Origin of the sequence: Cognatishimia sp. F0-27 (assembly GCF_020667845.1) — a bacterium.
GTDB lineage: Bacteria > Pseudomonadota > Alphaproteobacteria > Rhodobacterales > Rhodobacteraceae > JAFMPQ01.
The window spans coordinates 1-25,679 of the sequence record NZ_JAFMPQ010000045.1 but is presented as its reverse complement, the minus strand read 5'-3'; the positions used below and the strand labels follow the sequence as shown (position 1 = coordinate 25,679).

General features: G+C 62.5%; 26 protein-coding genes and 1 riboswitch. Of the genes, 13 read left to right on the top strand and 13 right to left on the bottom strand.

The annotated features are described in order from the left end of the window. Positions 1-86 precede the first annotated feature (86 nt). Positions 87-398, bottom strand: coding sequence for an ETC complex I subunit (locus tag J1C49_RS18975; protein WP_227447417.1), 312 nt, complete (start codon positions 396-398; stop codon positions 87-89). A 589-nt stretch (positions 399-987) separates the two neighbouring features. Between J1C49_RS18975 and uvrB the strand changes: the two genes are divergently transcribed. Together uvrB and J1C49_RS18965 are read left to right on the top strand one after the other, a co-directional pair. After that, a complete protein-coding gene (gene uvrB / locus J1C49_RS18970; protein ID WP_255670794.1) occupies positions 988-3,183 on the top strand; it encodes an excinuclease ABC subunit UvrB in 2,196 nt (731 codons plus the stop codon). Between the two features lie 193 nt (positions 3,184-3,376). Further along, positions 3,377-3,526 (top strand): hypothetical protein, encoded by a 150-nt coding sequence (locus J1C49_RS18965; protein WP_227447416.1) that lies wholly within the window; start codon positions 3,377-3,379, stop codon positions 3,524-3,526. A gap of 503 nt (positions 3,527-4,029) precedes the next feature. On the opposite strand, the gene J1C49_RS18960 is transcribed toward J1C49_RS18965, so the two are convergent. Further along, positions 4,030-4,236 (bottom strand): cold-shock protein, encoded by a 207-nt coding sequence (locus J1C49_RS18960; protein WP_227447415.1) that lies wholly within the window; start codon positions 4,234-4,236, stop codon positions 4,030-4,032. Positions 4,237-4,554: 318 nt separating this feature from the next. Continuing rightward, positions 4,555-4,812, bottom strand: coding sequence for a zf-TFIIB domain-containing protein (locus tag J1C49_RS18955; RefSeq protein ID WP_227447414.1), 258 nt, complete (start codon positions 4,810-4,812; stop codon positions 4,555-4,557). 338 nt (positions 4,813-5,150) lie between these two features. Here J1C49_RS18955 and J1C49_RS18950 point away from each other — a divergent pair, with 338 nt between their 5' ends. Both J1C49_RS18950 and J1C49_RS18945 read left to right on the top strand, forming a co-directional pair. Further along, positions 5,151-5,438 carry a hypothetical protein gene (locus tag J1C49_RS18950; protein WP_227447413.1) on the top strand — a complete coding sequence of 96 codons (288 nt, stop codon included), beginning with the start codon at positions 5,151-5,153 and terminating at the stop codon, positions 5,436-5,438. 262 nt (positions 5,439-5,700) lie between these two features. Next, positions 5,701-6,003, top strand: a complete 303-nt coding sequence (locus J1C49_RS18945; RefSeq protein WP_227447412.1) for a hypothetical protein — start codon at positions 5,701-5,703, stop codon at positions 6,001-6,003. A 12-nt stretch (positions 6,004-6,015) separates the two neighbouring features. On the opposite strand, the gene J1C49_RS18940 is transcribed toward J1C49_RS18945, so the two are convergent. Together J1C49_RS18940 and J1C49_RS18935 are read right to left on the bottom strand one after the other, a co-directional pair. Next, positions 6,016-6,570 carry a hemerythrin domain-containing protein gene (locus J1C49_RS18940; RefSeq protein ID WP_227447411.1) on the bottom strand — a complete coding sequence of 185 codons (555 nt, stop codon included), beginning with the start codon at positions 6,568-6,570 and terminating at the stop codon, positions 6,016-6,018. Between the two features lie 187 nt (positions 6,571-6,757). Beyond that, positions 6,758-7,078: an antibiotic biosynthesis monooxygenase gene (locus J1C49_RS18935; protein WP_227447410.1), complete on the bottom strand. Its 321-nt coding sequence runs from the start codon at positions 7,076-7,078 to the stop codon at positions 6,758-6,760. A 193-nt stretch (positions 7,079-7,271) separates the two neighbouring features. Here J1C49_RS18935 and J1C49_RS18930 point away from each other — a divergent pair, with 193 nt between their 5' ends. The 3 genes from J1C49_RS18930 to J1C49_RS18920 all read left to right on the top strand — a co-directional run bounded on the left by J1C49_RS18930 (position 7,272) and on the right by J1C49_RS18920 (position 9,738). Beyond that, entirely contained in the window at positions 7,272-7,982 is a 711-nt protein-coding gene (locus tag J1C49_RS18930) for a DUF484 family protein (RefSeq protein ID WP_227447409.1), read from the top strand. Between the two features lie 58 nt (positions 7,983-8,040). Next, on the top strand, positions 8,041-8,967 hold the full coding sequence (locus J1C49_RS18925) for a tyrosine recombinase XerC (RefSeq protein ID WP_227447408.1): 927 nt from the start codon (positions 8,041-8,043) through the stop codon (positions 8,965-8,967). A gap of 165 nt (positions 8,968-9,132) precedes the next feature. After that, positions 9,133-9,738 (top strand): glutathione S-transferase, encoded by a 606-nt coding sequence (locus J1C49_RS18920; protein WP_227447407.1) that lies wholly within the window; start codon positions 9,133-9,135, stop codon positions 9,736-9,738. Positions 9,739-10,152: 414 nt separating this feature from the next. Here J1C49_RS18920 and J1C49_RS18915 read toward each other — a convergent pair whose 3' ends face one another. Beyond that, complete coding sequence (locus J1C49_RS18915) at positions 10,153-10,818, bottom strand: outer membrane protein (protein ID WP_227447406.1); 666 nt, start codon at positions 10,816-10,818, stop codon at positions 10,153-10,155. Between the two features lie 215 nt (positions 10,819-11,033). On the opposite strand from J1C49_RS18915, the gene petA reads away from it, so the two are divergent. The 3 genes from petA to J1C49_RS18900 are packed head-to-tail and all read left to right on the top strand — an operon-like array spanning position 11,034 to position 13,760. Then, a complete protein-coding gene (gene petA / locus J1C49_RS18910) occupies positions 11,034-11,591 on the top strand; it encodes a ubiquinol-cytochrome c reductase iron-sulfur subunit (protein ID WP_227447405.1) in 558 nt (185 codons plus the stop codon). 11 nt (positions 11,592-11,602) lie between these two features. After that, positions 11,603-12,949: a cytochrome b gene (gene petB, locus J1C49_RS18905; RefSeq protein WP_227447404.1), complete on the top strand. Its 1,347-nt coding sequence runs from the start codon at positions 11,603-11,605 to the stop codon at positions 12,947-12,949. Between the two features lie 19 nt (positions 12,950-12,968). Continuing rightward, positions 12,969-13,760, top strand: coding sequence for a cytochrome c1 (locus tag J1C49_RS18900; RefSeq protein ID WP_227447403.1), 792 nt, complete (start codon positions 12,969-12,971; stop codon positions 13,758-13,760). 116 nt (positions 13,761-13,876) lie between these two features. Here J1C49_RS18900 and J1C49_RS18895 read toward each other — a convergent pair whose 3' ends face one another. Genes J1C49_RS18895 through J1C49_RS18885 form a run of 3 tightly spaced genes read right to left on the bottom strand, consistent with a single transcriptional unit; the run spans position 13,877 to position 17,047 of the window. After that, positions 13,877-14,593, bottom strand: a complete 717-nt coding sequence (locus J1C49_RS18895; RefSeq protein ID WP_227447402.1) for an ATP-binding cassette domain-containing protein — start codon at positions 14,591-14,593, stop codon at positions 13,877-13,879. Next, positions 14,571-16,091 (bottom strand): ABC transporter permease subunit, encoded by a 1,521-nt coding sequence (locus tag J1C49_RS18890; RefSeq protein WP_227447401.1) that lies wholly within the window; start codon positions 16,089-16,091, stop codon positions 14,571-14,573. Before J1C49_RS18890 ends, J1C49_RS18895 begins: the two co-directional genes overlap by 23 nt. Then, positions 16,067-17,047, bottom strand: a complete 981-nt coding sequence (locus J1C49_RS18885; protein ID WP_227447400.1) for a thiamine ABC transporter substrate binding subunit — start codon at positions 17,045-17,047, stop codon at positions 16,067-16,069. Before J1C49_RS18885 ends, J1C49_RS18890 begins: the two co-directional genes overlap by 25 nt. A gap of 45 nt (positions 17,048-17,092) precedes the next feature. Continuing rightward, positions 17,093-17,207: riboswitch (TPP riboswitch) on the bottom strand. A gap of 121 nt (positions 17,208-17,328) precedes the next feature. Here J1C49_RS18885 and aroC point away from each other — a divergent pair. Continuing rightward, positions 17,329-18,429: a chorismate synthase gene (aroC, locus tag J1C49_RS18880; protein WP_227447399.1), complete on the top strand. Its 1,101-nt coding sequence runs from the start codon at positions 17,329-17,331 to the stop codon at positions 18,427-18,429. Between the two features lie 407 nt (positions 18,430-18,836). Here aroC and J1C49_RS18875 read toward each other — a convergent pair whose 3' ends face one another. Further along, positions 18,837-20,768 carry a methyl-accepting chemotaxis protein gene (locus J1C49_RS18875; RefSeq protein WP_227447398.1) on the bottom strand — a complete coding sequence of 644 codons (1,932 nt, stop codon included), beginning with the start codon at positions 20,766-20,768 and terminating at the stop codon, positions 18,837-18,839. A 64-nt stretch (positions 20,769-20,832) separates the two neighbouring features. Beyond that, entirely contained in the window at positions 20,833-21,732 is a 900-nt protein-coding gene (locus J1C49_RS18870) for a DMT family transporter (protein WP_227447397.1), read from the bottom strand. 128 nt (positions 21,733-21,860) lie between these two features. Between J1C49_RS18870 and J1C49_RS18865 the strand changes: the two genes are divergently transcribed. Continuing rightward, positions 21,861-22,334: a YbjN domain-containing protein gene (locus tag J1C49_RS18865; RefSeq protein WP_227447396.1), complete on the top strand. Its 474-nt coding sequence runs from the start codon at positions 21,861-21,863 to the stop codon at positions 22,332-22,334. 96 nt (positions 22,335-22,430) lie between these two features. Here the strand turns inward: J1C49_RS18865 and J1C49_RS18860 are convergent, their stop codons facing one another. Both J1C49_RS18860 and J1C49_RS18855 read right to left on the bottom strand, forming a co-directional pair. Continuing rightward, positions 22,431-23,546, bottom strand: coding sequence for a site-specific DNA-methyltransferase (locus J1C49_RS18860; protein ID WP_227447395.1), 1,116 nt, complete (start codon positions 23,544-23,546; stop codon positions 22,431-22,433). Positions 23,547-23,651: 105 nt separating this feature from the next. Beyond that, the gene (locus tag J1C49_RS18855; protein WP_227447423.1) at positions 23,652-24,266 is read right to left on the bottom strand and encodes a ribonuclease HII; all 615 of its coding nucleotides are present in this window, start codon (positions 24,264-24,266) and stop codon (positions 23,652-23,654) included. Between the two features lie 740 nt (positions 24,267-25,006). Between J1C49_RS18855 and J1C49_RS18850 the strand changes: the two genes are divergently transcribed. Continuing rightward, complete coding sequence (locus J1C49_RS18850; protein WP_227447394.1) at positions 25,007-25,474, top strand: DUF6404 family protein; 468 nt, start codon at positions 25,007-25,009, stop codon at positions 25,472-25,474. Positions 25,475-25,679 lie beyond the last annotated feature (205 nt).

Below are 25,679 nucleotides of genomic sequence, written 5' to 3'. Positions count from 1 at the left end.
CCAGTGGGGCGCCCGTCACCGGATCTGAAATCGGTGGTCTCCGGAGCCCTTCCGCAGGCGCCGCCACACCGTTACCGGGACGCGCCTCAATGCGTCCAGGCACCCCGACGGTCCACCGCAAAATTCTCCGCATATCCCCGGGGGCGAATGTTCTGGCGGCGCTTCTGCGGCTCGAACACGAGCGCATCAATGCCATGCTCCTTGGCATAGGCCAGCGCGGCGTCCTTGCTCTCGAATTTCAGCCGAACCTGACTTTGCGTGTCCGATGACGAGGTCCATCCCATCAAGGGATCCACTTCACGGGCCGATTCGGGTGCAAACTCAAGCACCCAGTGCTTCGTCTTGCCCTGTCCCGACGACATGGCCGTCCGGGCCGGCTGGAAAATGCGTGCGCGCATGGCAAACTCCTGTGCTTGCAGCCTTATCGGAGATTCCTGCGACGCAGGCAAGCACCCAGACCTTGCTGCGTTGACGCAGGCGGCACAAAAACCAAATCGGACATACAGGGCGCAACCACAAGCAGGGTTTGGCCGAACCTTGGCCCGCGGGGAGCGAGGGGTGGGTGTGTGCGAACCGAAACCCGACCAAACCGTCTGCTTGCTTACCCAAAGATAAGAATGCCCCATCTGTTTAGCCAAATGATTTCTTTCATCACCAATGATGTGCCTCTTTGCCACCAACACTCCCGATTGCCGTTAACAAATTGTTAACAAAGAAGAATGCACCCAGCGCCTCCAATCCCACCGTCAGCTTCCTGCGACAAGATGGCGTCACGCTGGCCTGACAGGACCGCGCGATGGCCAACTCTTCCCTCCGCGATCCGGCCCCGCGCGCGTCGACTCGGAATCGCGAGGCGTCCAAAGCGCTTGGGATCGACGCGGATGCGCCCTATATCCCGCGGGGAACGACGCAGCCACACAAACCGCCCCCGTGCCTTTCCCGAACGGGTGTGATATTCGAACAAAGTGCGAACAATCGGAGGGTTTCATGCACAATAACAGCCCCGAGCAGATGCCCGTGCTGCACGCCGCCGCCCCCGATGTGCGGACACGCGAAAAGCTCGAAGGTGGCATCCGCTTCACGATGCACACCGAATTCGAAGCCGCCGGTGACCAGCCCACCGCCATTGCCGAGCTGTCCGAAGGCGTGCGCAACGGCGAGCGCGATCAGGTGCTGCTTGGCGCAACCGGCACCGGCAAGACCTTCACCATGGCCAAGATCATCGAGGAAACCCAGCGCCCCGCGATCATCCTCGCGCCCAACAAGACGCTGGCAGCCCAGCTTTACGGCGAGTTCAAGGGCTTCTTCCCTGACAACGCGGTGGAATATTTCGTCAGCTATTACGATTATTACCAACCCGAAGCCTACGTGCCGCGCTCCGACACCTATATCGAGAAAGAATCGCAGATCAACGAACAGATCGACCGGATGCGCCACTCGGCCACCCGCGCCCTGCTCGAACGCGACGACGTGATCATCGTGGCCTCGGTCTCCTGCATCTACGGCATTGGTTCGGTCGAGACCTACGGGGCCATGACGCAGGATCTGCATGTCGGCCGCGAGTATGACCAACGCAAGGTCATGGCCGATCTGGTGGCGCAGCAATATCGCCGCAACGATCAGGCATTCCAGCGCGGCTCCTTCCGGGTGCGCGGCGACAGCCTCGAAGTCTGGCCCGCCCACCTTGAGGACCGCGCCTGGAAACTGAGCTTTTTCGGCGAAGAGCTGGAAGGCATCACCGAATTTGACCCCCTGACGGGCAAGAAAACCGACGGTTTCGAGCGCATCCGCCTGTATGCCAACAGCCACTACGTCACGCCGCGCCCGACGATGCAGCAGGCGGTCATCCAGATCAAGAAAGAGCTCAAGCAGCGTCTCGACCAGCTTGTGAACGAAGGCAAGCTGCTGGAGGCGCAGCGCCTTGAACAGCGCACCAATTTCGACATCGAGATGCTGGAAGCGACCGGCGTCTGCAACGGGATCGAGAACTATTCGCGCTATCTCACGGGCCGCGCGCCGGGTGAGCCGCCGCCCACGCTCTTCGAATTCATCCCCGACAACGCCATTGTCTTCGCCGATGAATCCCACGTTTCCGTCCCCCAGATCGGCGGCATGTATAAGGGTGACTACCGGCGCAAGTTCACGCTGGCCGAGCACGGGTTCCGCCTGCCCTCCTGCATGGACAACCGCCCGCTCAAGTTCGAGGAATGGGACGCCATGCGCCCGCAATCGGTCTTTGTCTCCGCCACGCCCGCCTCCTGGGAGTTGGAGCAGGCGGGCGGCGTGTTCACCGAACAGGTCATCCGCCCCACCGGCCTGCTCGACCCGCAGGTGGAGATCCGCCCCGTTGAGATGCAGGTCGACGATCTGCTCGACGAGGTGCGCCGCGTCACCGCTGCGGGATACCGGACGCTTGCGACCACGCTCACCAAGCGCATGGCCGAGGATCTCACAGAATACATGCATGAACAGGGCATCAAGGTCCGCTACATGCACTCCGATATCGACACGATCGAGCGGATCGAAATCCTGCGCGACTTGCGGCTCGGCGCGTTTGATGTGCTGATCGGGATCAACCTCCTGCGCGAGGGTCTCGACATTCCCGAATGCGGACTGGTCGCCATTCTCGATGCCGACAAGGAAGGGTTTTTGCGCTCCGAGACCTCGCTGATCCAGACCATTGGCCGCGCCGCGCGAAACGCCGATGGCCGCGTCATCATGTATGCCGACCGCATGACTGGCTCGATGGAGCGCGCGCTGGCCGAAACCAACCGCCGCCGCGACAAGCAGATCGCCTATAACGAAGAACACGGCATCACCCCCGAGACGGTCAAGAAGAACGTCGAGGACATCCTCGCCGGTCTCTACAAGGGCGATGTCGACATGAACCGCGTCACCGCCAAGGTCGACGACAATCTCGCCGGCAGCAACCTTCAGGCGGTGCTCGAAGGGCTGCGCACCGACATGCGCAAGGCCGCCGAAAACCTCGAATTCGAAGAGGCCGCACGGCTGCGCGACGAGGTCAAACGCCTTGAGGCCGTCGACCTCGCCGTCGCCGACGACCCGCTCGCGCGCCAGCAAGCCGTCGAACGCGCCTCCGCCGAAGCGGTCAAGGCCAAGGGCCGCTCAACCGCCGGGCGCCCCGGTCAGCGTGGGGGTGTTAAAAGGAGGAAGCGAGGGTGACGACATGACCGTCGGCAGGAAATTGGCAATGCTTTTTGCGCTCTGTGTTCCGACGTTAGCACAGGCTCAGGGGTCGCTCGCTGGGCTCTGCTACGTTGACGACGGATGCGTTGGGCAAACACCGATTGCGAACAACGAGTATTATACGTGCGAACGCAATTGCGTGATTGAAAACAAGACAAACGTCCGCGGGATGGACGCAGCGCTGTACGATGTGTCCTGTGTCGGCGATTCCGGGAACGACTTTTTCCGCCTGTTTCTCATCTGGATCGATACGGCAGACGGGCCTATGCCCGTTGCGCTGCGCAATGAAGGGCTCTACGGGATCGAACTCTGCCGCTAGGCAGCAAACCACGCGGAATCAAGGCCAAAGGCCGCCGCGCGAGAGACGGCCCGCCCGGACGGGTCGGCTCTTTGGCCACCCAAGCACGACAGGCGACCGGAGCAATGACACGGCACCCATAAAGCGCCCGGGAACACACGACCCGAACGCAGCACCGCGGGCCGTCTCCCCCGCGCCCCGATCCCGGGTTGTGATACCGCGCGCGGCGGATCTTCCCGTCACACTCCGCAAAAGGAGCGACATGCCAAGAGCGGCCCGACGCCCCAAGGATCGGCCCCGACATTCGCGCGCAACCCCGCACCCACCGACCGCACCGTTGACCACGCCCAACCCGCACACTCATGCGCATGGAATGTGCATAGGATGTGCATGCTTTGTGCCAGCCACAAACAGACGCCAAATCAAAGCGTTAACCGCCGATTCGCGAGGCACTCCGCGAAAACACAAAAAAACGCGGCCCCAAAGGGACCGCGTCGCATCACATCGGTAAGGGCAGTGAAGCCTTACACGAGTTCCAGGTTCACTGCGCTCTCGCGGCCGTCGCGGCCGGATTCGAGGTCGTAGGTCACTTTCTGGTTGTCCGCGAGGCCGGTCAGGCCCGAACGCTCAACAGCAGAGATGTGCACGAACACGTCCTTGCCGCCGCTCTCAGGCGCGATAAAGCCGAAGCCTTTGGTGGAGTTGAACCATTTTACAGTGCCAGTGGCCATCTGTCATTTCCTTGTATATCAACCGCTTGCACAGCGCAGCGGCTCCAGCATAGGCGCGTCGTAATCGAAAGACTGCGTGCCGGTGAAGGAAGACAGGTATCGAAAGAAGGTCTAAGCCCTTTTGCACTGACAGGTTGCGCCGCGAAACGCAACCACAAACCACGTGCCAATGAGCCAAATCATGCTCAGATCAGTGGGACAAAAGGCACGCCGCACCCTGCCAGCAACACCAATGCCGCGATGCATAAGCCTGTTCGCATGACGCTCCTCTTTCCATCCGCGCGCGGGGTCCTCGAAGTTAACGTGGACGAAACCGGCTTAGAAATCAAACAGATCATCAAGAAATCCGCCGATGCCTTCCTTGCGGGACCGTTTGTCCTTGCGGCGATCTTGACTGTCGAAGCGCTCCGCGCCGCCGCTGTCGCGACTGCTTTTGGCAAACGTGCCGGAGCGTTCGATGATCTTGTCGAGCTCTCCCCGGTCGAGCCACACACCACGGCATTTCGGACAATAGTCAATCTCGACTCCGCTGCGTTCGCTGATGACCAGATCGGTTCCGTCGATGGGGCACTGCATGATGATTCTCCGCGTTGATCTCGCCATAAGATGGGGTCGGCGCGCGCGATTGCACCCCATCTCGGTATGAAATGCGATCAACGGCCTCGGTCACTTCTGAAAATTCAACGCAACACATCTCCAAACACCCGTCGCGGACCTCCCCATGGCGCGCACCGACGGCAACTCCCGGCCCCGCATCGCGCGCTGGTTTGCGAGCCTCAAAAATAAATCGTCACAAGGCTCTTGTGCATCGCCAACAGCACCCCATCTGCACGACATCCGGGTGCGAGGCTCCACTCGGCGGCTGCAGGCACGAGACGTGCCGAGAGCGCTTTCCTCATTTTGGACATCGCTAGATGCGCACTCTTTTCGCTGCGGCTCTTGCCGCTTTGGTTGCTGCTCCTGTTGTTGCTGACGAAACCACCGGGCTGGTTCTGGCCCATGATCGTCTGAGCAATGTGCTGGTGCTCACGGACCTGACAGTGTGGTCCCTGCCATCCGATCTCATGATCCCCGCAGATCTCGGTGCGGGCGACCGCGTGATCCTGACTTTCAACTCCGAAGGCGAAGACGGCATTTCGACCATCGACGCGCTCGAACGGACGGCCATTGCTCTGCCTGCTGGCACGGACGGCGGAAGCTGACGGCCTCAACGGCTGGATGCCCAGACAAAGCGTCGCCCTCGCCGCCGCGCGCGGGCATCCAGTACGTTGACCCTTCCGCTGCGCAGCACCGCCACCTTCCTGCGCGGGAGCGGCGCCGCATGCGGTTGCCATGAGGACCATGCACTCTAATTTGCATTTTATGCGCATCGGTCTTCTCCTCTGCAGTCTGGCATCCCCGCTCCATGCCTGGGAATTCACAGCGAGCCCGGTTTGCACGGTCCAACACGAAACTCAGCTGCGCATGACCTTTGACGGGGCGCTCTACACCATCGCAATCACCCGTCCCGAGGGATGGGAGCGTGCGGCTGTGTTTTCAATCCGCTTTTCAGGGGGGGCAGCGCTGGAGATCTCGACCACACGGCATCAGATCGACGGCAAGACGGTGACCGTTACGGATCGCGGCTTTGGCAATGTCCTCGATGGGCTGCAATTCAACGACACCGCCACAGCCATTCTCGGAGAGCAAACCGTGACGGTGGATCTCTCCGGGGCCGCGCGCCCCGTGCAGGCATTCCGCGACTGTCCGTCCGACGCGGCGGTGTAGCCGTCCTCGCGGTCAGTGCAAGCCGTCGGGACCGTGCTTGAGGATCACCGGGACGATCAGATCCTCTTCATCTTCGATGTGCCGATCAAGGAACCGCTGAAACGAGAGAAGCTCCTCGCGGAACGGGCCGACCTCCGCGCCACCTTGCAGCACGCCATTCGCCGCATCCGTAAACCGCGCGAGCAAACCATCAAGCGCGTGATGGTCCTTGTCGAGGATCGCGAAACCCCGCTCAAGGGGTTGCTCGATCCGGGTCAAAACCGGGAAATAATGGGTGTCTTCGATCTGATGATGGCCATGGAGCTGGCTGACCAGCATTCCCCCGAACCGCGACAGCCGTGGCAGATGCGCCTGCGGATCAAGCCGCGCGTCCATCGCGGCTTCCGCGTCCTCCAGCATCACGGCGGTCAGCTTGCGGAACATGGCATGCCGGTCGAGCCAGAACTGCACCAGCCCGGCGAAATGCGGGTGCCGCTCCCAGCCCTGCCGGGGAAACTCGGCCAGAAGCACCTGAAGCGCCTCCGGCAGCCCATCACGCACCGTGAGGTCCAGTGCATCGCGTGTCATGGTCGCATCTCCCTCGGGTTGGACTGCGGACCGCCCGCCCCTCCGGCGGTCTTCGGTCCTGTCACCCTTGAGGTATCAGTCCGCGCAACCCTGTCCAGCACGATACCACATTCCGCACTGTGCCTTTCCGCACAGCCTCCCTGCGCGGGTTCCGGCCCGCAAACGGGGCGCGGCCCGCCTGGCCGGATCAGTCAAACGTGGCCACGACATCGTAAAGCACCGGTTCAAAGCTCCGGCACAGCGGGGCAAACCCCCGGTTGCGCGACCGCATCTCATCGGAGCGCAGCATCGCCTGAAAATCTTCACGCCGCTCCCATTGGGAATAATTGGCAATCCGTGTCTGCGCATCATTCACGTGCAGACCGGCTGCAATGAACCCCTTCTGCTTGGAGATGAACTCGGCATAGGCATCGGTCAGGGCATCCATCAAGTCCTGACAGGTGCCCGGACTGGTCTCGAAGGTGGTGATGACGGTCTGCACCTCAGTGGTCTGGTCAATGCGTGGCATGGCGCGCTCCCTCTTGGCCCGTGACACGCCCAGTGTGACACGGATCGCGGGTGTGACCAAACCCGCGCGACCCGCAACCGTTCCGCGTCGGGCGGTGCACATCGCTTGACAGCGGGGACTCCCGCATAGGATCAAGGCTACCAACGACCGCAAAAGCGGCATTCAAAGCAGTCACACAGCAATCAGGCGCCCCATGACCAATACGCGACGCATTGAGGAGTCCCTCCGGGAAACCCTCATCTCCAGCCCCGACATGATTCTGGAAGACACCGATCTCATGCAGGCGCTGATCGCCGCGAATGAACGCGCCATGGGCAGCAATATCGTCGATCTGCGCGGGATCGCGATGGACCGTCTGGAGGCGCGGCTCGACCGGCTCGAAGACACGCATCGGTCCGTCATCGCCGCGGCCTATGAGAACCTCGCGGGGACGAACCAGATCCACCGCGCGGTCCTGCGCATGCTCGACCCTACCGAGTTTGAGCCCTTTCTGCGCGATCTCGGCGGCGAGGTCGCGGAAATCCTGCGCGTTGACGTGGTTCGGCTGGTGCTGGAGACGGTGCAGAATGACGAGGATGACCCGGCGGTCAAGCGCCTTGGCGAGGTGCTCTCCGTGGCCGAACCGGGTTTCGTGGAGCAGTATGTCGCCGGCGATCGCGAAGCGCCTGCCCGTCCGGTCACGCTTCGGGCGGTCCGGCAAGGGGATGCGCGGGTCTATGGGCAGCAGGCCCACCGGATCCATTCTGAAGCCTGCCTGCGGCTCGATTTTGGCCCGGGTCGCCTGCCGGGACTGCTTGTCATGGGTTCGGTCGATCCCGGCCAGTTCACCCCGCAGCAAGGCACCGACCTGCTCGCCTTTTTTGGTGGCGTCTTTGAACGGGCCATGCGGCGATGGTTGTCATGAGCACGCAGCATGATGCAAGCCGGCGATCCGCCGGCGCTCTGTCGCGGACGGGCCGCCCATGAGCATCGCCCTGTCAGAAGCCGCGCGCGATGCGCTGGCGGACTGGCTGGAAAGCACCCGCGCGCTCAAGGGCCGGTCCAAGAACACCATCGCCGCCTATGGCAACGATGTGGCCGACTTCATTGCCTTTCTGACAGCCCATCATGCAGAGCCGCAGGGGCTGGCGCCGCTGGCGCGGGTCTCCGTGCTGGACATGCGCGCGTATCTTGCGCATCTTCGCGGCGGAGGGCTCGGGTCGCGCTCGATGGCGCGAAAGCTCTCCGCGGTGAAAAGCTTCTACCGTTGGCTTGCGGAGCGTGAGGGGTTCGAACCAACCGCCGTTCTGGCGGCCCGCGCGCCGAAATTTCAAAAGAAACTGCCGCGTCCGTTGAGTGAAGACGCCGCGCGCGCGATGATCGAGAGCGTCGAGATGCAGGCCCGTGATGGCTGGATCGGCGCGCGCGATGCGGCGGTCATCACCCTTCTGTATGGCTGTGGCTTGCGGATTTCCGAAGCGCTCGGCCTCACCGGTCGCGATCTCCCGCTCGGCGACACGCTGCGCATTATCGGCAAGGGCAACAAGGAACGACTGGTTCCTGTTCTTCCGGTCGCGCGGAGCGCCATGGACACCTATCTGCGGCTGTGTCCCTACCCGACGGAACCGGATATGGCCGTCTTTCGAGGCGCGCGGGGCGGCGCGCTCAATCCAAGGCTCATCCAGAAAGTGACCGAGCGCGCGCGCATGCAGCTGGGTCTGCCGGCGACGGCGACTCCCCATGCCATGCGGCACAGCTTTGCCACGCATCTTCTCGCGGCGGGCGGGGATCTGCGTGCCATCCAGGAATTGCTTGGCCACAGTTCGCTGTCTACAACGCAAGCCTACACCGCCGTCGACGAGGTGCAGCTGATGAAGGTCTACGAGGCGAGCCACCCGCAGGCGCGCTGAACAGCGGCCCGGATCGGGACCGCTCGCGCTGGCCTTGCGTGTGCCCCGCTTCCTCCTGCCTCTTGCGCCCCGCGCAAGGCTCATCGGGCTTGAGCGCGCGCAGGGGCTCTGTCATTGAACAAGGAGCGCATTTGGTGCGATACGCCAAGCGAGGGAGGAAAAGACATGAAACTGCTCAAGGCCGGACCGTCACCCTTTGTCCGCAAGGTTCTTGTAACGCTGCATGAAACAGGGCAATTCGAGGAAACCGAGCTGGTCGACGTCACGGCGTCACCGCTGGATCCCGACAGCGGATTGGTCGCGGTCAACCCTGTGGGCAAGATCCCGGCCCTTGTGCGGTCCAACGGACCGGCGCTGTATGATAGCCGCGTGATCTGCCGCTATCTCGATGACCGGGCCGGGACCGGGCTTTATCCGCAGACCCGGATCTGGGACACGCTGACCCTGGAGGCGACGGCCGACGGGATCATGGATGCTGCGGTGCTGGTGATCTACGAACAGCGCTTCCGCAAGCCAGAACAGGTTTCGACGGAATGGATGGAAGGGCAATGGGGCAAGGTCGCTCGCGCCCTCGATGCGATTGAAACCCGCTGGATGAGCCATCTGGCCGGTCCGATGGATGCCGCGCATATCGCCGTCGGATGCGCGCTGAGCTATCTCGATTTCCGGCATGACGCACGCAGCTGGCGCACCGGCCATGACGCGCTCGCCGCCTGGCACAAAGCATTCTGCGAACGCCCCTCGATGCAGGCGACCGAGCCGACGGGCTGAGCCACGGGCGTCAGGACCGCGGCCTCCGCCCGCCGAATCCCCAAAGGGCAGATCGAACGAGGCAACCTTGGTGCCGGTCTCAGACTGCGGATCGTGGAGGGCTGACCAAGTGGGCGCGCCGCCATCGGACCAAAAGACATGGCTACCGCGCGCGCCGCAGATCGGATGGGGCCGCCACCGCCCCGGCCGCGTTTTCCGGCGAGCGAAAAGGGCGCGGCCCGCGAGGGGCGGGCTCGCTTGACGAGCCCCCCAATTTGCCCGCGCAAACGCCCTGCCCGAACGCCGGAAGACGCCCGCGTGCGCACCGCAGAGACGCCCCGGCCCCGCACAGCGCGTCGCTTGCGCAACGCGACCTCCATGAGTGTGTGTATACGCAGGGTCTGGCCGCCAGAAAGCAGCCAGCCCTGTCCCGCCTCAGAATTTGAGCGAAAGCCCGATATTGAGCGCGTTGGTCTTGATCTCGCTGTTCAACGAGCCGCCGCCGTCAAGTTCCGCCGAATTCGAGCTATAGGTAAACTGATACTCTCCGAAGACCGACAGCCGCTCGGTCAACGGGTAGCTGATGCCCGCCATGATCCGGGCCGCAGGGCCGGTCAGCTGATATTCGAAGGTCTTGGACCCGCCAGGCCTGTATTCCACATCCACATGCGGGAACGCGATACCGATGCCGCCACCAATATAAGGCGTCGCCGTTCCCCATTTTTCGGGCCAGCGGCGCATGACGTTGACCGTCAGAATGTTGAGGCCATCGGTGAATTCAAGCGCAGAGAACCCAAGCACGGTCTTTTCGTCGTCCGGCGCATAGACCTTGGAATGGGTGAACTCGATGCCGAATCCGAGTGTTTCGTTGCGCCACCACGTCCCACGCAATCCATAATAGGGCGGCATGTCGAACGACCGCCCCTCCCATCCGATCAACGCATCGAACGATCCGCCGCCGGGATAGTCGCCGTCAACACGACTGTGCGGGGCGGTCTGCCAGCCGGAATAAAGCGAGACCTCCATCTCGGCCTGAGCGGGTGATGCACCTGCGGCGGCGATGATGGCGATAACGGCTGTTCTTTGACGCAAAGGGGACATGTCGGGTCTCCATGACATGAGGACTGTCTACCTGTCTCGGGAGGGGCGATACAACCGCGACACATCGGCGCTTTGTGCTTTATCGCGGCTTTGTGCGCTGGACGCCATACCCCCTGCCCGCTACATAGCCGGGCGATGAGGCAGCGGCATCCTCCGCGGCCCATGGATTCTGTGAGCGGCTGTCATGTCAGCCCCGAAACTATGGAGAAAACCTCGTGTCACATACTGACGATCACGAAGGCACCCGGAGGGATTTCCTCTACTATGCCACGGCCGGGGCTGGCGCGGTTGCGACCGGTGCCGCAGTCTGGCCGCTTGTCCACCAGATGAACCCCTCCGCCGATGTGCGCGCTGCCAGTGTGCTGCGGGTTGATGTATCCGGAATTGAACCTGGGTCGCAGCTTCGCGTGCTGTTTCTGGGCAAGCCTGTCTTTATCCGTCGCCGGACGGAAGACGAGATCGCGCAAGCGCGGTCGGTTGAGCTTTCCGAACTGCCCGACCCGATGTCGCGCAACGCAAATGAGCCGGGCACCGATGCCGCGGACGAAAACCGCTCGCTCGATGAGGCCGGCGAATGGCTGGTGATGACGGGCGTGTGCACCCACCTCGGCTGCATCCCGCTGGACAATGCCGGTGACTTTGGCGGCTGGTTCTGCCCCTGCCACGGCTCGCATTACGACCTTTCGGGCCGTATCCGCCGCGGGCCGGCACCTGAGAACCTTCCGGTTCCGGCCGCCGAATTTGTCGATGAAACAACGATCTTGCTGGGATAAGGAGACCTTTCATGGCCGGAATTCCGCACGACCATTACGAACCGAAGTCAGGTGGCGAGAAGTGGCTGCACAAGCGGCTGCCAATCGTCGGACTGATGTATGACACCCTCATGATCCCCACACCCAAGAACCTGAATTGGATGTGGATCTGGGGCATTGTCCTCACCTTTACCCTCGTGCTGCAGATCATCACCGGCGTCGTGCTCGTGATGCATTACACACCGCATGTCGACCTGGCCTTTGCCAGCGTCGAGCACATCATGCGCAACGTGAATGGCGGCGCGATGCTGCGCTACGTGCACATGAACGGCGCCTCGCTGTTCTTTGTGGCGGTCTACGCGCATATCTTCCGCTCGCTCTATTACGGGTCCTACAAGGCCCCGCGCGAGATCACGTGGATCATCGGCATGCTGATCTACCTGCTGATGATGGGCACCGCCTTCATGGGCTACGTGCTGCCTTGGGGTCAGATGTCCTTCTGGGGCGCAACCGTGATCACCGGCCTCTTTGGCGCCATCCCCTTCGTGGGCGACGCGCTGCAGACCTGGTTGCTGGGCGGACCGGCGGTGGATAACGCAACGCTGAACCGCTTCTTCTCGCTGCACTACCTGATGCCGTTCCTGATTCTCGGCCTCGTGATCGTGCATATCTGGGCCTTCCACACCACGGGAAACAACAACCCGACCGGTGTTGAAGTGCGCCGCACCTCGAAAGCCGAAGCCGAAAAGGATACCGTTCCTTTCTGGCCGTATTTCGTCATCAAGGACCTGTTCGCGCTCGCGATCATCCTCGCGGTGTTCTTCGCCATTGTCGGCTTCATGCCCAACTATCTCGGGCACCCCGACAACTACATCGAAGCCAACCCGCTGGCGACACCGGCGCACATCGTTCCGGAATGGTACTTCCTGCCGTTCTACGCGATCCTGCGTGCCTTTGACGGTGACGTCTGGGTCGTGATCGCAGCCAACTGGATCACCGGTGGCATCATCGACGCCAAGTTCTTCGGTGTGATCGCTATGTTCGGCGCCATCGCCGTGATGGCACTCGCACCGTGGCTCGACACGTCGTCGGTCCGCTCCGGTCGCTATCGCCCGATGTTCAAGTGGTGGTTCTGGGTCTTTGTCGTGAACTTCGTGGTTCTGACCTGGGTCGGCGCCATGCCTGCAGAGGGCATCTACCCGTATATCGCGCTGATTGGCTCGACCTACTGGTTTGCCTACTTCCTCGTGATCCTGCCGTTGCTCGGTGTCATCGAGAAGCCCTTGCCGCAGCCTGCGACGATCGAAGAGGACTTCCAGGCGAACAAGGCCGCATCGGGAGGCACGACCACCGTCGCCGACCCGACACCGGCAGAATAAGAGAGAGGACATTCAGACAATGATCCGCAAACTCACCCTTTCGGCGCTGACGGCTCTCGCGCTCTCTGCCACCGGCGCCTTTGCCGCCGGGGCATCGGGCGAAGTCACAGACTACGACTTCTCCTTCGAGGGACCGTTCGGCACGTTTGACCAGAACCAGCTGCAACGCGGCCTCAAGGTCTACACCGAGGTCTGTGCGGCCTGCCACGGGCTGAAATATGTGCCGATCCGGACGCTTTCCGACGAAAGCGGCCCCGGCATGCCCGAGGACCAAGTTCGTGCCTATGCCGAGCAAATGTTCGAGGTCTATGACGAGGAGCTTGAAGACTTCCGCCCCGCGCGGCCGGTCGACAACTTCCCCGCCAATGAGGCCGCCGGTGCACCTGACCTGTCGCTGATGGCAAAAGCCCGTGCAGGCTTCCACGGCCCCTATGGTCTCGGCATCAACCAGTTCTTCAAGGGCATGGGCGGCGCCGAGTACATTGCGTCCCTTCTCGCCGGTTATACCGGCGAGGAAAAGGAAGAAGCAGGCTCGATCCTCTACGAGAACACGGCGTTCCCGGGCGGCTGGATCTCCATGGCGCCGCCGCTCTACGGCGATGACGTGGAATTCGACGATGGCCACGAAGCCACCATCGAAAGCCAGTCCAAGGACGTCGCGGCCTTCCTGATGTGGACCGCAGAGCCCAAGATGATGGCACGCAAGCAGGCCGGTTTTGTCGGCGTGCTGTTCCTGACCGTGCTGTCGGTTCTGCTCTACCTCACGAACAAGCGTATCTGGAAGCCGATCAAGTATCGCAAGGATGCCTGATCGCCTTTGATCGCCCGAACATCGAAAAGCCCCGCTTTGGCGGGGCTTTTTTTGTGCGACGGTTCATGATTGTGCCGGGCCTCGCCGGGTTGCCATGCGCCCGATCACGCAACGGGTCAGGGTGCCGGATCGGCACTTCGACCCAGGTAGTCGCGAAAGGCGGGTGGCGGATCCGCAAACAGGGCCGCCGTGTCCTGCGGCGGATGGGCCAGCCCATCCGCGACGAGGATTATGTGACTGGCAAAACGCCGAGCGTCCGACGGATCATGCGTGACCATCATCAAGAGTGCGTCAATCTCCGTTGCGACATCGGTGACCAGATCAATCATCTCGTGTCGCAATCCCGGCCCCAGTGCCGAAAATGGTTCATCCAGCAGCAGCAGCGGCCGATCCTGCAACAGCACCCGCGCCAGCGCCACCCGGCTTTGCTGTCCGCCCGACAACGTGCCGGGCAGACGATCTTCCATCCCGTCGAGCGCCACACGGCCCAACGCGTCGCCTAGGCGCGTCTGACCCGCGGAATCGGGCTTGCGCCCATCGGGGCGCAGCGCCAGCGCAAGGTTGCGCCGAACACTCAGATGGGGAAAAAGGTTCCCGTCCTGAAAGAGGATTGAGACCGGTCTTTTCTCCGGGGGCATCGCGGTCATGTCGGTGCCGGACCACAGGATCCGACCACGATCAGGATGGCGAAACCCGGCCACGACATCGAGCAGGGTAGACTTGCCTGCCCCGGATGGGCCGAGAATGGCGACCCGAGCCGCGCGCGGCACGTCGAATGCCGCGCACAAACGCTCCTTGCCCATGGCGATCTCAACCTGTTCGAGACTGAGCATGAACGCGCCCTCCCCTGTCAAAAAGCCAGAACAGACCAAAGCTCAGAACCAGAAGCAGCAGCGCCGCCCCGGCCGCAGCCTCCATCTGGTACGATCCCATCAGACGATAGACCTGCAACGGCAGCGTCGCGCGATCCGGATCCGCAAACAGCGCGATCACGCCCAGATCCCCCATCGCCAGCGCCGCCGTCAGCCCGCCGGCAAACCCCAACGGGCGCCGCAAGCGCGGCAAGAGCACCAGCCGCGTCCAGGCCCATCCGGTCAGACGCAAGGTCTGTCGCAGGCGCAGAAAATCCGTGCGTATCGATTCCGCCTCCGGGCGCAAAACCCGCAAGGCAAAGGGCAGCGCCATCAGCGCGTTGACCAGTGCCGTGACCGGCAGTGCCATGGAAAACGGGTTGACGAAGGGCCGCAGCACGAGGAACAGGCCCGCCCCCAGCACCAGCGGCGATATGGCAATCGCCATCAGCGCGAGCAACTCCCCGCGCCGCGTGCTGAGCGCCAGAGCCCAGACGAGGCACAACAGGGTAGAGGCCAGCGCGACGATCACCGAATGTCCCGCCGCGCGGATCGTATCGCCCTCCAACAAACTGAGGCCCGGCACTCCCCGCGCCACGACCAAGCCAAGCGGCAGCAACAGAAAAAGCACTGCAGCTGCGATCACCACCGCGTCCAGCACACGGCGTCCGGCGCCGTCCCAGCGCGGCACAGAGCGGTCGCGCCCCACGCCGAACCCCTGTCGGGGCGATAGGGCCAGCGCAACAACACCTGCCACAAGACCAAGCACCAGTTGCAGCAAGGCCAGCGCCGCGGCGCGGCCCGGATCGAAATCGAACCGCATCGCCTGGTAGATTGCCAACTCAACCGTGGTCGCGCGGGGCCCGCCACCCAGCGTCAGCGCCACCGCAAAGCTTGTCAGGCAAATCACGAAGATCACGGCGAAAGCCCCGGGCAGGATCCGCAGAATCAGCGGCCATTCCAGCGTCAGAAAGAGCGCTCGACGGGACAGGCCAAGCGAGGCCGCCAGCCGAAACCGCTCATCCGGGATGGCCAGCCACGCCTGCACCATCATCCGCGTCGCAAGCGGCAGGTTGAAGAAGACATGTGCGAGAACGACCCCGTGCAGACCGTAGATGTCAAAGCGGGGCAGGCCCAGAGCGGCGAAGGCCTGATTGATCAATCCGGATTGACCGAAGACCGCGATCAGCCCCATGACCGCCACGATCACGGGCAGGATGAACGGCGCGCCCAGCAGCGCCAGCAACAGGCCGCGCCCGCGGAACCTCTGGCGGGCCAGCGCACGGGCCAGAGGAACCGCCAGCAGGCAACTGACCAGCGCCGACAAGAAAGCCTGCCAAACGGTAAACCGCAACGCCGCCAGATCACCGGGCCGCAGGGAGGAAACCCCCTCGGCCCAGATCAGCACCGCCCCGATTGGCCCCAGCGTCAGGGCCAGAAGGGCGATGGCCGCGCTTAGCGTGACAAGCCGCTGCGCCATGCTTCGATCGCTGCGTCCCGGCGTTCAGCCGCTTCCTCTTCGGAATAGAACAGCACGGTTTCCGGCAGGTCCAGCTGCTGGAAACCCGCGGGCCAGCCGGAGGGGTCAAGCGCCGCCGGGATCGACCAGTTGCCGGTTGCGATCATCGACTGGAACGGTTCGGAAACGGTGAAGGCGAGGAACTGATCCGCGAGTTCCGGCACATCGGTCGAAGCGAGTTTGGCCGACAGCTCGACCATGAAGTAATGCCCCTCGGGGAAGATGGCCGCTTTCTTGGTCTCGTCGCCTTCGGCGATGATATGGTAGGCGGGCGATGTGGTGTAGCTGAGCACCATATCCGCCTCACCATCGGTAAAGAGCCCGTAGCTTTCGGACCATCCGCGCGTCACCGTCACGATTTTTGGCGCCAGTTTTGCCCAGGCCGCCTCGGCCTCCTCGCCGTAGATCGCATCCACCCAGAGGGCGAGCGCGAGCCCCGAAATGGAGCTGCGGGGGTCTTGAATGACAAGACGCAGGTCGTCCCCGGCTTCGAGAAGGGCATCAAAGCTTTCGGGCGCTGCGTCAAGCCGCGTGGTGTCATAGACAAAGGCCGTGTGCCCATAGTTGAAGGGCAGGAAGATGTCATCCGTCCATGCCACCGGCAATGTCAGAGCGGCCATATCGGCATTATGCGGTGCAAACAGCCCGCTTTCGCGCGCTTTGCCCGTGACATCGGTATTCAGACCGATCACCACATCCGCTTCCGTCCGCGCGCCTTCAAGCAGGATCCGGGGCAACAGGTCACCCGGCTTGAATTGAAGGTCACAGGCACATTCGGCCTCGAAGAGCTCTTCGATCTTCGGACCCGGCCCCCACTCGGAGACGAAATAGTCCGGCGCGTAAACGGTCAGGACGGGAGTCTGGGCTGCGGCCGATGTGGCCAGCACAAGTCCCGCGGCGAAAGTCAGAGGTTTCATTTTGTCTCTCCAATCTCTGCTACGGGAGGGCAGGATTGGACAGAACGACCCTGTCCACACCTTCCCTCCGCCGGTGTTATCCGGTTCAGGTTCTACGGGTTCGCATGCTGCATCTCAGCCTGGCCATGATGTCATGGCCCCGGCACCCCGAGGTGGGGCGGACGCTAAGACGCCTTGCGCGCAGGTGCAAGGGCTGACGCGTCATTTACGCTGGTTTCCGGCGCTGCCCCTTGAGGGCACTCCCGATCCATCTTAGGACAGCGGTGCAAAGGAGAGCCCTGATGAGCCTGAACAGTTTTGGTCACCTGTTTCGCGTCACGACATGGGGCGAAAGCCATGGCCCCGCGCTTGGTGCGACGGTGGACGGGTGCCCGCCGGGAGTCGCCATCGACGAAGCCGTGCTCCAGCACTGGCTGGACAAGCGCAAACCTGGTCAGAACAAGTATACGACGCAGCGCCGCGAAGCGGATGCCGTGCGTATCCTGTCCGGCGTGTTCGAAGGGCGCACCACCGGGACGCCGATCCAATTGATGATCGAAAACACGGACCAGCGCTCCAAGGATTACGGCGACATCGCCGAGAAATTCCGTCCGGGGCACGCCGATATCACCTACTGGCAAAAATACGGCATTCGCGATTACCGCGGCGGCGGGCGGTCCTCGGCGCGCGAGACAGCGGCGCGGGTTGCTGCGGGCGGTCTGGCCCGCGCGGCGCTTGCGCATCTCGCTCCGGGGATCGAGATCCAGGGCTACATGGTGGCCATGGGGCCACGCGGCATTGACCGTGCTCGCTTTGACGAACAGCAGATCGACCAGAACCCGTTCTGGTGTCCGGATCCCGTTTCGGCGGAGGATTGGGCTGGCTATCTCGATCACCTACGCAAATCCGGTGACAGCGTTGGGGCGGTCATCGAGGTGATCGCGCGGGGCGTTCCTGCGGGTCTGGGCGCGCCGGTTTACGGCAAGCTGGATACGGACATCGCGGCAGCCTTGATGTCGATCAACGCCGTCAAGGGTGTGGAGATTGGCGACGGTATGGCGGCAGCCACTCTGACAGGCGCGGAAAACGCGGATGAAATTCGGATGGGGTCCGAAGGGCCTGTCTTTGGTTCGAACCATGCAGGCGGTGTGCTTGGCGGGATCTCCACGGGGCAGGATGTGGTGGCGCGCTTTGCGGTCAAGCCGACATCCTCCATTCTCACCACCCGCAAGACAATCACGCGCTCTGGCGCAGAGACCGATATCATCACCAAGGGTCGGCATGATCCCTGCGTCGGTATTCGGGCTGTGCCCGTCGCCGAAGCCATGATGGCTTGTGTGATCCTCGATCACTGGTTGCTGCATCGCGGTCAGATTGGCGATGCCGGCGGTCGTATCGGCTGACGCCGATTGTGCGCCTCGACCGAATGCCGGCGCAACGGAAAACCGAGACGGCGGCGAGCCGTAACCTGCATGGCGCGCAAGGCCTCCGCGAGCGGTTGCTCACCGCGCAGAGGCCAGGACCGCGTCGTGGCTGACACGGTGGCGGCCACGGCGCGGCTTCCGATTTGCGTTGATCTCCCCGGTCAGACCGCTCCTGAGCGGTATGGTATGGCCATCGAATGTCCAACGGTTCGGGACGGAAGCCACCGCACCGCTTGCCAGAAAACGGGACGCTGCATCACCCGTTCGGGAACGCGGCGTGGCCTTGCTCACCCCTGGCCCGCGTGATTGCGAGCGATAACGAGCGGAGGCCGCTGCACGCGCCTTGTATCTCCACGGTCACCTCTCGGACCCGCAGATGAGACGCCTCAGAACTCGGCCCATACATCGTCATCATCGTAATCCGCAACGAACTCGTCTGGGTTGTCGGCCGGTTTCCATTTTGCCGGCTTCGCCTTTGCGGTCTCCTCGATCCAATTGCTGTCCATCGGTGCAAAGGCTTCCGGTTCGACCGCGCGGTGGATCACATCAGGAGGTATCGGGCTCTCCTCACTGATCCCGATCGCATCATCAGAGCCGAACTTTGCCAATTGCGCTGACAGTCGGCTCGCCTCATTGCGCAGCTTTTTACTCGCCCCGCTTGTCTCATTGACCATCGCCGCGTTTTGCTGGGTTGCCTTGTCCAACTCCGAAACGCCGATATTGATCTCCTGCAAACCGCTGGCCTGTTCCTTGGCTGCCAATGCGATCTCCGAGACGAGGTCGGACACATTTTTCACGCTGTTCACGATCGACGTCAGGGTTTCACCGGTTTCCTCCACAAGGCGGCCCCCATCCTTGACCTGCTGCGAACTATTGGAAACCAGAGCCTTGATCTCCTTGGCAGATTCCGAAGCCCGCTGCGCCAGAGAGCGCACTTCGGACGCAACAACCGAGAAGCCCTTGCCCGATTCGCCGGCCCGTGCGGCCTCAACACCCGCATTGAGCGCCAGAAGGTTGGTCTGAAAGGCGATATCGTCGATTACGCCGATGATTTGGGTAATCTGCTCGGAGGATTTCGCGATGGAGCTCATCGCTTCAAGCGCACGGCCCATGATCTCGCCTCCCTGGGTTGCCTGGTCGCGCGTGTCGCCAACACGGTCATCTGCCTCCGCCGCCCGCGCTGCGGCGGACCGAACGCTTGCCGACAATTCTTCGAGCGCGGCGGCGGATTGCTCCAGAGTAGCCGCCTGGGTCTCCGCCCTTCGCGACATGTCGTCGGACATGGTCGACAGGTCGGAGGCGCTCCGTTCGACGAGGGTGGCGCTTTCCCGCACCGAGCTGACCAGATCCTTCAGGCCAGCGGACAGGTCATTGAAATTGTGGCAAAGCCCCATGTAGGTTTCGCCAAGATCGGAAAAATCCGACGGTGCGATGCTCACATCCATGTCACCCGCCGCGAGCTTTTGCATATTGGCGCCAAGCGTATCGAAGAGTTCCGTGCGGCGTTCGGCTTCCGCCTTGTCCTGCTCGGACTTGGCGTCCGCAGCATGCAACTTGTCACGCAGAGCCTCGAGATTCCGCGCAATCTGGCCAATCTCGTCGCCGCGTGTCTGGCCGTCGATCGCAGAGTCGTAGTCCCGAAGTGTGAGCTTCTCTACGGATTGGGCTGCGGCCATGACCGGGCGGGACAAGAGGCGGCCAAAGAGCGTTGCGATGACGCCAGACAGAATAACGGTGGAGGCAACGGTAATGAGGAGGATCAACGACGCGAGCGACATCTTCTGACCCGCTTCGACGACCGTGTCTTCCTTTTGGGCCTTGAGTTCGTCCTTTAGAGTGTCCATCGCGGCCGTAAACGCGGTCAGCCCCGGTATCACATCCGTGTCCATCACCACCTTGCGATCAAAGAGACCGATATCGCGATACTGATCCAGCCCCTGATAAAGCGCCTCGATTTCGGCAGTTTCCGAGGCCAGACGGGTGGCGATTTCGCGCATGTCCTCCGCCCCGACTACTCCGTTCGTCACATTGCCCTGTACCGCGGAAACGAGCTCGTGGATTTCCCGCAAGTTGCCCTGAAGCTCGTCAATCGCCGCATCTTCGCCACGTGAATACCGGTATGCACTTGTTTCGGCTTTGAGCGCGTTTTCAACCATATCACTGATCAGCAGGCTCTTTTGCATGATCGTCTGCTTGTCGACAATCGCTGTGGCCAGCGCACGTTGCGTGATCCAGAAGGCTCCCGTGGAGGCCAAGAGGATCACGGCGAAGGCAGCACACATCGCGATGATCTGAATACGAATTGAAAATCTGCTCATACCGCTCTCCGAACTTCAGGATGGCGGCGACCCTACGCGGCATCAGTAAACGAAGCCTTCTCCTTCACACGCGCCTGTGCGTTTTTTCAGAGCTATTTGCATAAGACTTGCGGGAAAGCTGCACGGCCAGAATCCCAAGGCCGATGATCGTGACCCCGACAGCGTCCAGAATGCCGAATGTCTCGCCCAGCAGAAGCGCCGCGATCGCCACCCCGAAAAACGGATTGAGGAAGTGAAACGCCGCAGCACGCACAGCGCCAACCCGCCCGACCAGCATGAACCAGACCAAAGTAGCGGCCAGGCCCGGAACGAGGGTCGTATAGGCAAAGGCCGCGATCAGGGGGCCGCTGATCGTGACCACGGGCACCTCCAGCAGAATGGCAAAAGGCCAGAGCGCGGCAGAGCCCACCAGCATCTGCAATCCGACGACCATCAGGAGATTGCCCCCTGATGACGCGTTCCTGAGCGCCAGCGTGGCCACCGTCAGCGCGATCACACCGCCAATGCAGAGCAGGATCCCGAAGCCATCCACACCGCCGCCAAAGCGGCTCCCCATGATAAGGGCCACCCCGGCAAAACCGGCGACAAGCCCCGCCACACTCATCAGACGCTGCCTTTCCCCAAAGAAGAGCAGCCCCGCGAGGGCGACCAGCAAGGGCAGGGTCGATGCGATGATTGCGGCCAGTGACGCTTCAACCGTCTGCATGGCGACGAAGTTCAGACCGAGATAAAGCGCGTTCTGACAGATGCCGAACACCAAAGTTGCGCGCCATTGCGACGCGGTCAGACGCCAACTCTGCCCAAGCCAGGCCGCAAGGCCGACCGCGATGGCGCCAGACAAAAGAAACCGCAAGGCCAGGGCGTAGATCGGGGGCGCCTCCGCAACGATGATACGGGCCGACGTAAAGGCTGATGACCACATGGCGGCAAAGGCGACGCCCATGAGAATTGCGCGAATGTCCATGCGGCGATCCTTAGGCGACGGGCCCTACGAGGGAAAGCGCAGATCGGACCTTCTGCACGCGATTTGCCAGCATAACCGTTGCTTGCCTATAGTGGTTCAGGGCTCCGTTGTTTCAGAAAGGACTTTCCATGATGCATTTCCGCCCCCGACTCTCACTGCTCGCCCTGAGCGTTTTGACCTGCGCCCATGCCGCAACGGCCCAGCAAATCGACGGCACCAACGCCGAGCGCATCCTGACTCTGTTGCAAACGGTCGATCCTGCGCTTGAAATCGGCACCGACAATGTTGGCGATCCCCTGATCACCGGCACGCTGGACGGCGCGTCCTACTCGATCTTCTTTTACGGTTGCTCCGGTGGGCGCTACTGCACCCAGATCCAGTATCAGGCCGGAATGGATATCGAATCCGGGCTCAGTTTGGAGAAGGCCAACGCGTGGAATCGCGACATGCGCTATGCCTCGACCTTCCTGGACGATGAAATGGACCCGTTTCTGCAGATGGACGTGCTCCTCGATCACGGCGTGTCAGAAGCGACCTTGCTGGAGACATACACCACGTGGCGTGCATCGCTCGAAGAGTTTCTCGGCTTTATCGACTGGTAACGCCTCGCGCGAAAAAGCCCCGCCTGCAAGCAGGCGGGGAGGTTGTGCCGGATGGTCTCACGGCACTGGCGGTGTTCTGAAAATGTGTGTGTCGGGTCAGTCCGGCTTGTCGGCCATCTCGGAGCGCACTTGCTGGCGCAGCACGTCGATCGGGACCGTCTGTCCATCGCGCCGGAAGCACCAATAGGTCCATCCGTTGCAGCTTGGGGCGCCTTCGAGCGCCGCGCCCACCTGATGGATCGAACCCTTGACGTCATCGCCAATCAGCGTGCCGTCGGCCCGGACCTTCGCCTTGTGTCGCCCGTTCATCGACCACAGCTCTTCTCCCGGCCGCAACATGCCCCGTTCCACAAGCTGTCCGAATGGCACCCGCGGTTCGGCGCGCTTGGACCGCGTCACCTCGAGTGCGGCCTTGTCAAATGCGCGCACATTGGCGATGCGCTTGGCCGCAACCTTGCGATAGGCGTCCTCGCGTTCGATGCCGATCCAGTCGCGACCGAGCATCTTGGCGACCGCACCCGTAGTGCCGGTGCCAAAGAAAGGATCAAGCACAACGTCCCCTGGATTGGTCGAGCCGACCAGAACGCGGTGCAGAAGCGATACCGGTTTCTGCGTCGGGTGCGCCTTCTCGCCGCTGTCGTCCTTGAGCCGTTCGCCGCCATTACAGATCGGCAGAACCCAGTCGGACCGCATCTGGATGCCTTCGTTCAGCGCCTTGAGCGCTTCGTAGTTGAAGGTGTATTTTGCGCCCTCGGATTTCGACGCCCAGATCATCGTCTCATGCGCGTTGGTAAAGCGCTTGCCCCGGAAATTCGGCATCGGGTTCGCCTTGCGCCAGACAACGTCATTCAGGATCCAGTAACCCGCGTCCTGCAACGCCGCACCGACCCGAAAGATGTTGTGATAAGAGCCGATCACCCAAAGAGCCCCGTTGGGTTTGAGCAATCGGCGCGCCGCCTGAAGCCAGTCTTGGGAGAATGAGTCGTAAGCGGCGAAACTGGAGAATTGATCCCACGCGTCATCGACGGCATCGACGCGGGAGTTGTCGGGGCGATGAAGGTCACCCTTGAGCTGTAGGTTGTAGGGCGGATCGGCAAAGATCAGGTCTACGGATTCCGCCGGCAGGGACCGCATCACATCGATGCAGTCTCCTTCCAGAATCGTGTTGAGAGGGAGCGCATCAGCGCCCGTGAACTTGGTCATCTTCGTCATTCTCTGCCTCTGATCCCGGCGCTTGCTTTGCGCTCTGTGGTTGGATCGAATCTGGCCTCCTGACGAATCACCGTCAATTTCTTTTTTGAATCAATCTCTTAAGATTTATTCTTGATACAATATGTTGTGCACGGGTTTGAAGGATCGCCTATGGTGTGGGGTCACCCCCAAATCTCGAAGGGCTTTTTTGTGACAGGGTGTGGGGTATCCGGCATTCGTTTCCCATCCATATCCGGGATGGTGTTGCGCGATCTTTTTCATGACATTGTCGCGCCACGTTTTGGCCACAATTGAGGCCGCCGCGATCGATGGCGACAGGCTGTCGCCGCGCACAACAGCGCTCGCAGGACAGGGCAGATCGCGTGGCAGGCGGTTGCCATCGACAAGAAGATGGTCCGGGACCTGCGGCAGTGCAGCAACCGCCCGCTGCATGGCAAGATAGGTTGCCTGCAGGATATTGATGCGGTCGATCTCCTCGACACTGGCCTGGCCAATCCCGATAAGACCCGCCTGCGCGATCTGAAGCGTCAGCGCCTCGCGTCTTGCAGCGCCCAGTTTCTTGCTGTCCTGAAGTCCGACCGGGATCCTGTCCTCGCGCAGGATCACCGCTGCCGCGACGACCGGGCCGGCAAGCGGACCCCGCCCCACCTCGTCCACGCCGGCCACCACCCGACCCGCGGCCCAGTGCGGCGCTTCCAGTTTTGTCTGTAACGCATCCATGCTCCCGTCAAAGCGCAGCACGCCGCGAGTCGCAAGCGACTCCTTCTGGGCCGCCTCGACGCTTCGCAATGATGTCCACGCCAACCTTGATCGGGAACGAGGGCTGAAATGCGCGCCTGAGCCGCCCATGGGCCGGCTTTGCCCCAAGCCGCTCCACAGCCCCGTCCTGCGCCGCCCAAGCTGGCTGTCATCCCTGTCGCACAGGTCGCTGGGTCGTGCCCCCTGTTTCTCGAGGCTCCGATCCCCCACCGGCCTGTCCTCCACGCCCTGTCCGGTCGTCGCCCCTGACGCCCAGATCGCCGTTCCTCGTGCCCCATGTTTCTCCAGGCCCCAATCCCCCACCGGCCTGTCCTCCAGGCCCTGTCCGCCCGCCCCTCTCTCCTCAGATCCCCCTGTCTCTCTCCCGCGTCCCTGTCTCCCGCGCGCGACCTTTCTTACCCGCGCGTCCCTGTCCCCCGCGGCCAAGCCCCCTCAAGCACAATGAGCCCCGTCCGCCGCGCCCCAATCGACGCGGTTCGGACCTTCCGGTCCGCCAGTTTCCCCCGATGCAAACGGTTATCGCCCTGCCCTGCGGCGCCGGTGGGACGTTGATCCCCTGCGCCCCGCACCCCAATTTGGGTCTGATGGCGGGCGGCGCCATGCGACGGCTCGACCGCAATTGTGCCACGGGGTTGGCAGACAAATGCCCGGTTCCCCTGCGACGCAGGGGCACCACAAGACCGCCGATGGAAAGAAATGCCATGACCACCGAACGCACCACCGGACAACGCGACCAGTTTGCCGCGCGCTGTTCTGCCTTGAGCGCCAAACACAAACCGCAGGCTGACCATCCCGCACCCGCGGCCAGAACGCGGCAAGAGCGTCTTGCCCGCGCCCTCGACGCCCTGGCCCGCGAAGGCATAACCGGGTCTTACGCCTATGCTCCGGCCCTGCGCGGGCTGGCAAGAATGGGTTTGATCGTCAAGCCCTTGTTTTTCTGGACTCCGCTTGCGTTGTTTGTGTTCGGCTTCGTGCTGTTCACGTCGATCATGGGCGGCACGGCCCTCGCCTGCATGGCGCTTGGCGTTGCGCCAAGACCCGTTCAATCGATGATTGCCCTCGGGCCAGATGTGTTCCTCATGGCGATGACCGGTCTGTCGATGCTGTTTGCAGGGATTCACTATGCCAAGGCGCGCGCGATCCGGCTGCCCCGCTGGCGCGACCTGTAGGGCGCGGGCTGCCCCCACGATCCCGCATGCCGGCATTTGCGACGCCCCGGCCACTGCCGGCATAAAAGCGCGCGGAAGCGCTCCTTTGGATCACGCCCGGCCGAAGGCACCGTCGCGGATCGAAAGGCACGCGCGGCACACGGAAAAGGGCGCCCCGAGGGACGCCCTTCCGTTGTCTGTCACAAGGGACAGATGCGAAGGCAAT

What these genes read in the sequence shown, in the direction of transcription:
- J1C49_RS18860 (WP_227447395.1), bottom strand. Translation starts at nt 23,546, where the DNA reads ATGACGAAGATGACCAAGTTCACGGGCGCTGATGCGCTCCCTCTCAAC.
- J1C49_RS18875 (WP_227447398.1), bottom strand. Translation starts at nt 20,768, where the DNA reads ATGAGCAGATTTTCAATTCGTATTCAGATCATCGCGATGTGTGCTGCC.
- J1C49_RS18965 (WP_227447416.1), top strand. Translation starts at nt 3,377, where the DNA reads ATGGACGCAGCGCTGTACGATGTGTCCTGTGTCGGCGATTCCGGGAAC.
- J1C49_RS18850 (WP_227447394.1), top strand. Translation starts at nt 25,007, where the DNA reads ATGACCACCGAACGCACCACCGGACAACGCGACCAGTTTGCCGCGCGC.
- J1C49_RS18925 (WP_227447408.1), top strand. Translation starts at nt 8,041, where the DNA reads ATGAGCATCGCCCTGTCAGAAGCCGCGCGCGATGCGCTGGCGGACTGG.
- J1C49_RS18955 (WP_227447414.1), bottom strand. Translation starts at nt 4,812, where the DNA reads ATGCAGTGCCCCATCGACGGAACCGATCTGGTCATCAGCGAACGCAGC.
- J1C49_RS18975 (WP_227447417.1), bottom strand. Translation starts at nt 398, where the DNA reads ATGCGCGCACGCATTTTCCAGCCGGCCCGGACGGCCATGTCGTCGGGA.
- J1C49_RS18870 (WP_227447397.1), bottom strand. Translation starts at nt 21,732, where the DNA reads ATGGACATTCGCGCAATTCTCATGGGCGTCGCCTTTGCCGCCATGTGG.
- J1C49_RS18900 (WP_227447403.1), top strand. Translation starts at nt 12,969, where the DNA reads ATGATCCGCAAACTCACCCTTTCGGCGCTGACGGCTCTCGCGCTCTCT.
- J1C49_RS18945 (WP_227447412.1), top strand. Translation starts at nt 5,701, where the DNA reads ATGACCTTTGACGGGGCGCTCTACACCATCGCAATCACCCGTCCCGAG.
- J1C49_RS18855 (WP_227447423.1), bottom strand. Translation starts at nt 24,266, where the DNA reads ATGGATGCGTTACAGACAAAACTGGAAGCGCCGCACTGGGCCGCGGGT.
- J1C49_RS18890 (WP_227447401.1), bottom strand. Translation starts at nt 16,091, where the DNA reads ATGGCGCAGCGGCTTGTCACGCTAAGCGCGGCCATCGCCCTTCTGGCC.
- J1C49_RS18935 (WP_227447410.1), bottom strand. Translation starts at nt 7,078, where the DNA reads ATGCCACGCATTGACCAGACCACTGAGGTGCAGACCGTCATCACCACC.
- J1C49_RS18885 (WP_227447400.1), bottom strand. Translation starts at nt 17,047, where the DNA reads ATGAAACCTCTGACTTTCGCCGCGGGACTTGTGCTGGCCACATCGGCC.
- J1C49_RS18960 (WP_227447415.1), bottom strand. Translation starts at nt 4,236, where the DNA reads ATGGCCACTGGCACTGTAAAATGGTTCAACTCCACCAAAGGCTTCGGC.
- J1C49_RS18920 (WP_227447407.1), top strand. Translation starts at nt 9,133, where the DNA reads ATGAAACTGCTCAAGGCCGGACCGTCACCCTTTGTCCGCAAGGTTCTT.
- J1C49_RS18915 (WP_227447406.1), bottom strand. Translation starts at nt 10,818, where the DNA reads ATGTCCCCTTTGCGTCAAAGAACAGCCGTTATCGCCATCATCGCCGCC.
- J1C49_RS18950 (WP_227447413.1), top strand. Translation starts at nt 5,151, where the DNA reads ATGCGCACTCTTTTCGCTGCGGCTCTTGCCGCTTTGGTTGCTGCTCCT.
- J1C49_RS18930 (WP_227447409.1), top strand. Translation starts at nt 7,272, where the DNA reads ATGACCAATACGCGACGCATTGAGGAGTCCCTCCGGGAAACCCTCATC.
- aroC (WP_227447399.1), top strand. Translation starts at nt 17,329, where the DNA reads ATGAGCCTGAACAGTTTTGGTCACCTGTTTCGCGTCACGACATGGGGC.
- J1C49_RS18940 (WP_227447411.1), bottom strand. Translation starts at nt 6,570, where the DNA reads ATGACACGCGATGCACTGGACCTCACGGTGCGTGATGGGCTGCCGGAG.
- J1C49_RS18865 (WP_227447396.1), top strand. Translation starts at nt 21,861, where the DNA reads ATGATGCATTTCCGCCCCCGACTCTCACTGCTCGCCCTGAGCGTTTTG.
- uvrB (WP_255670794.1), top strand. Translation starts at nt 988, where the DNA reads ATGCACAATAACAGCCCCGAGCAGATGCCCGTGCTGCACGCCGCCGCC.
- J1C49_RS18895 (WP_227447402.1), bottom strand. Translation starts at nt 14,593, where the DNA reads ATGCTCAGTCTCGAACAGGTTGAGATCGCCATGGGCAAGGAGCGTTTG.
- petB (WP_227447404.1), top strand. Translation starts at nt 11,603, where the DNA reads ATGGCCGGAATTCCGCACGACCATTACGAACCGAAGTCAGGTGGCGAG.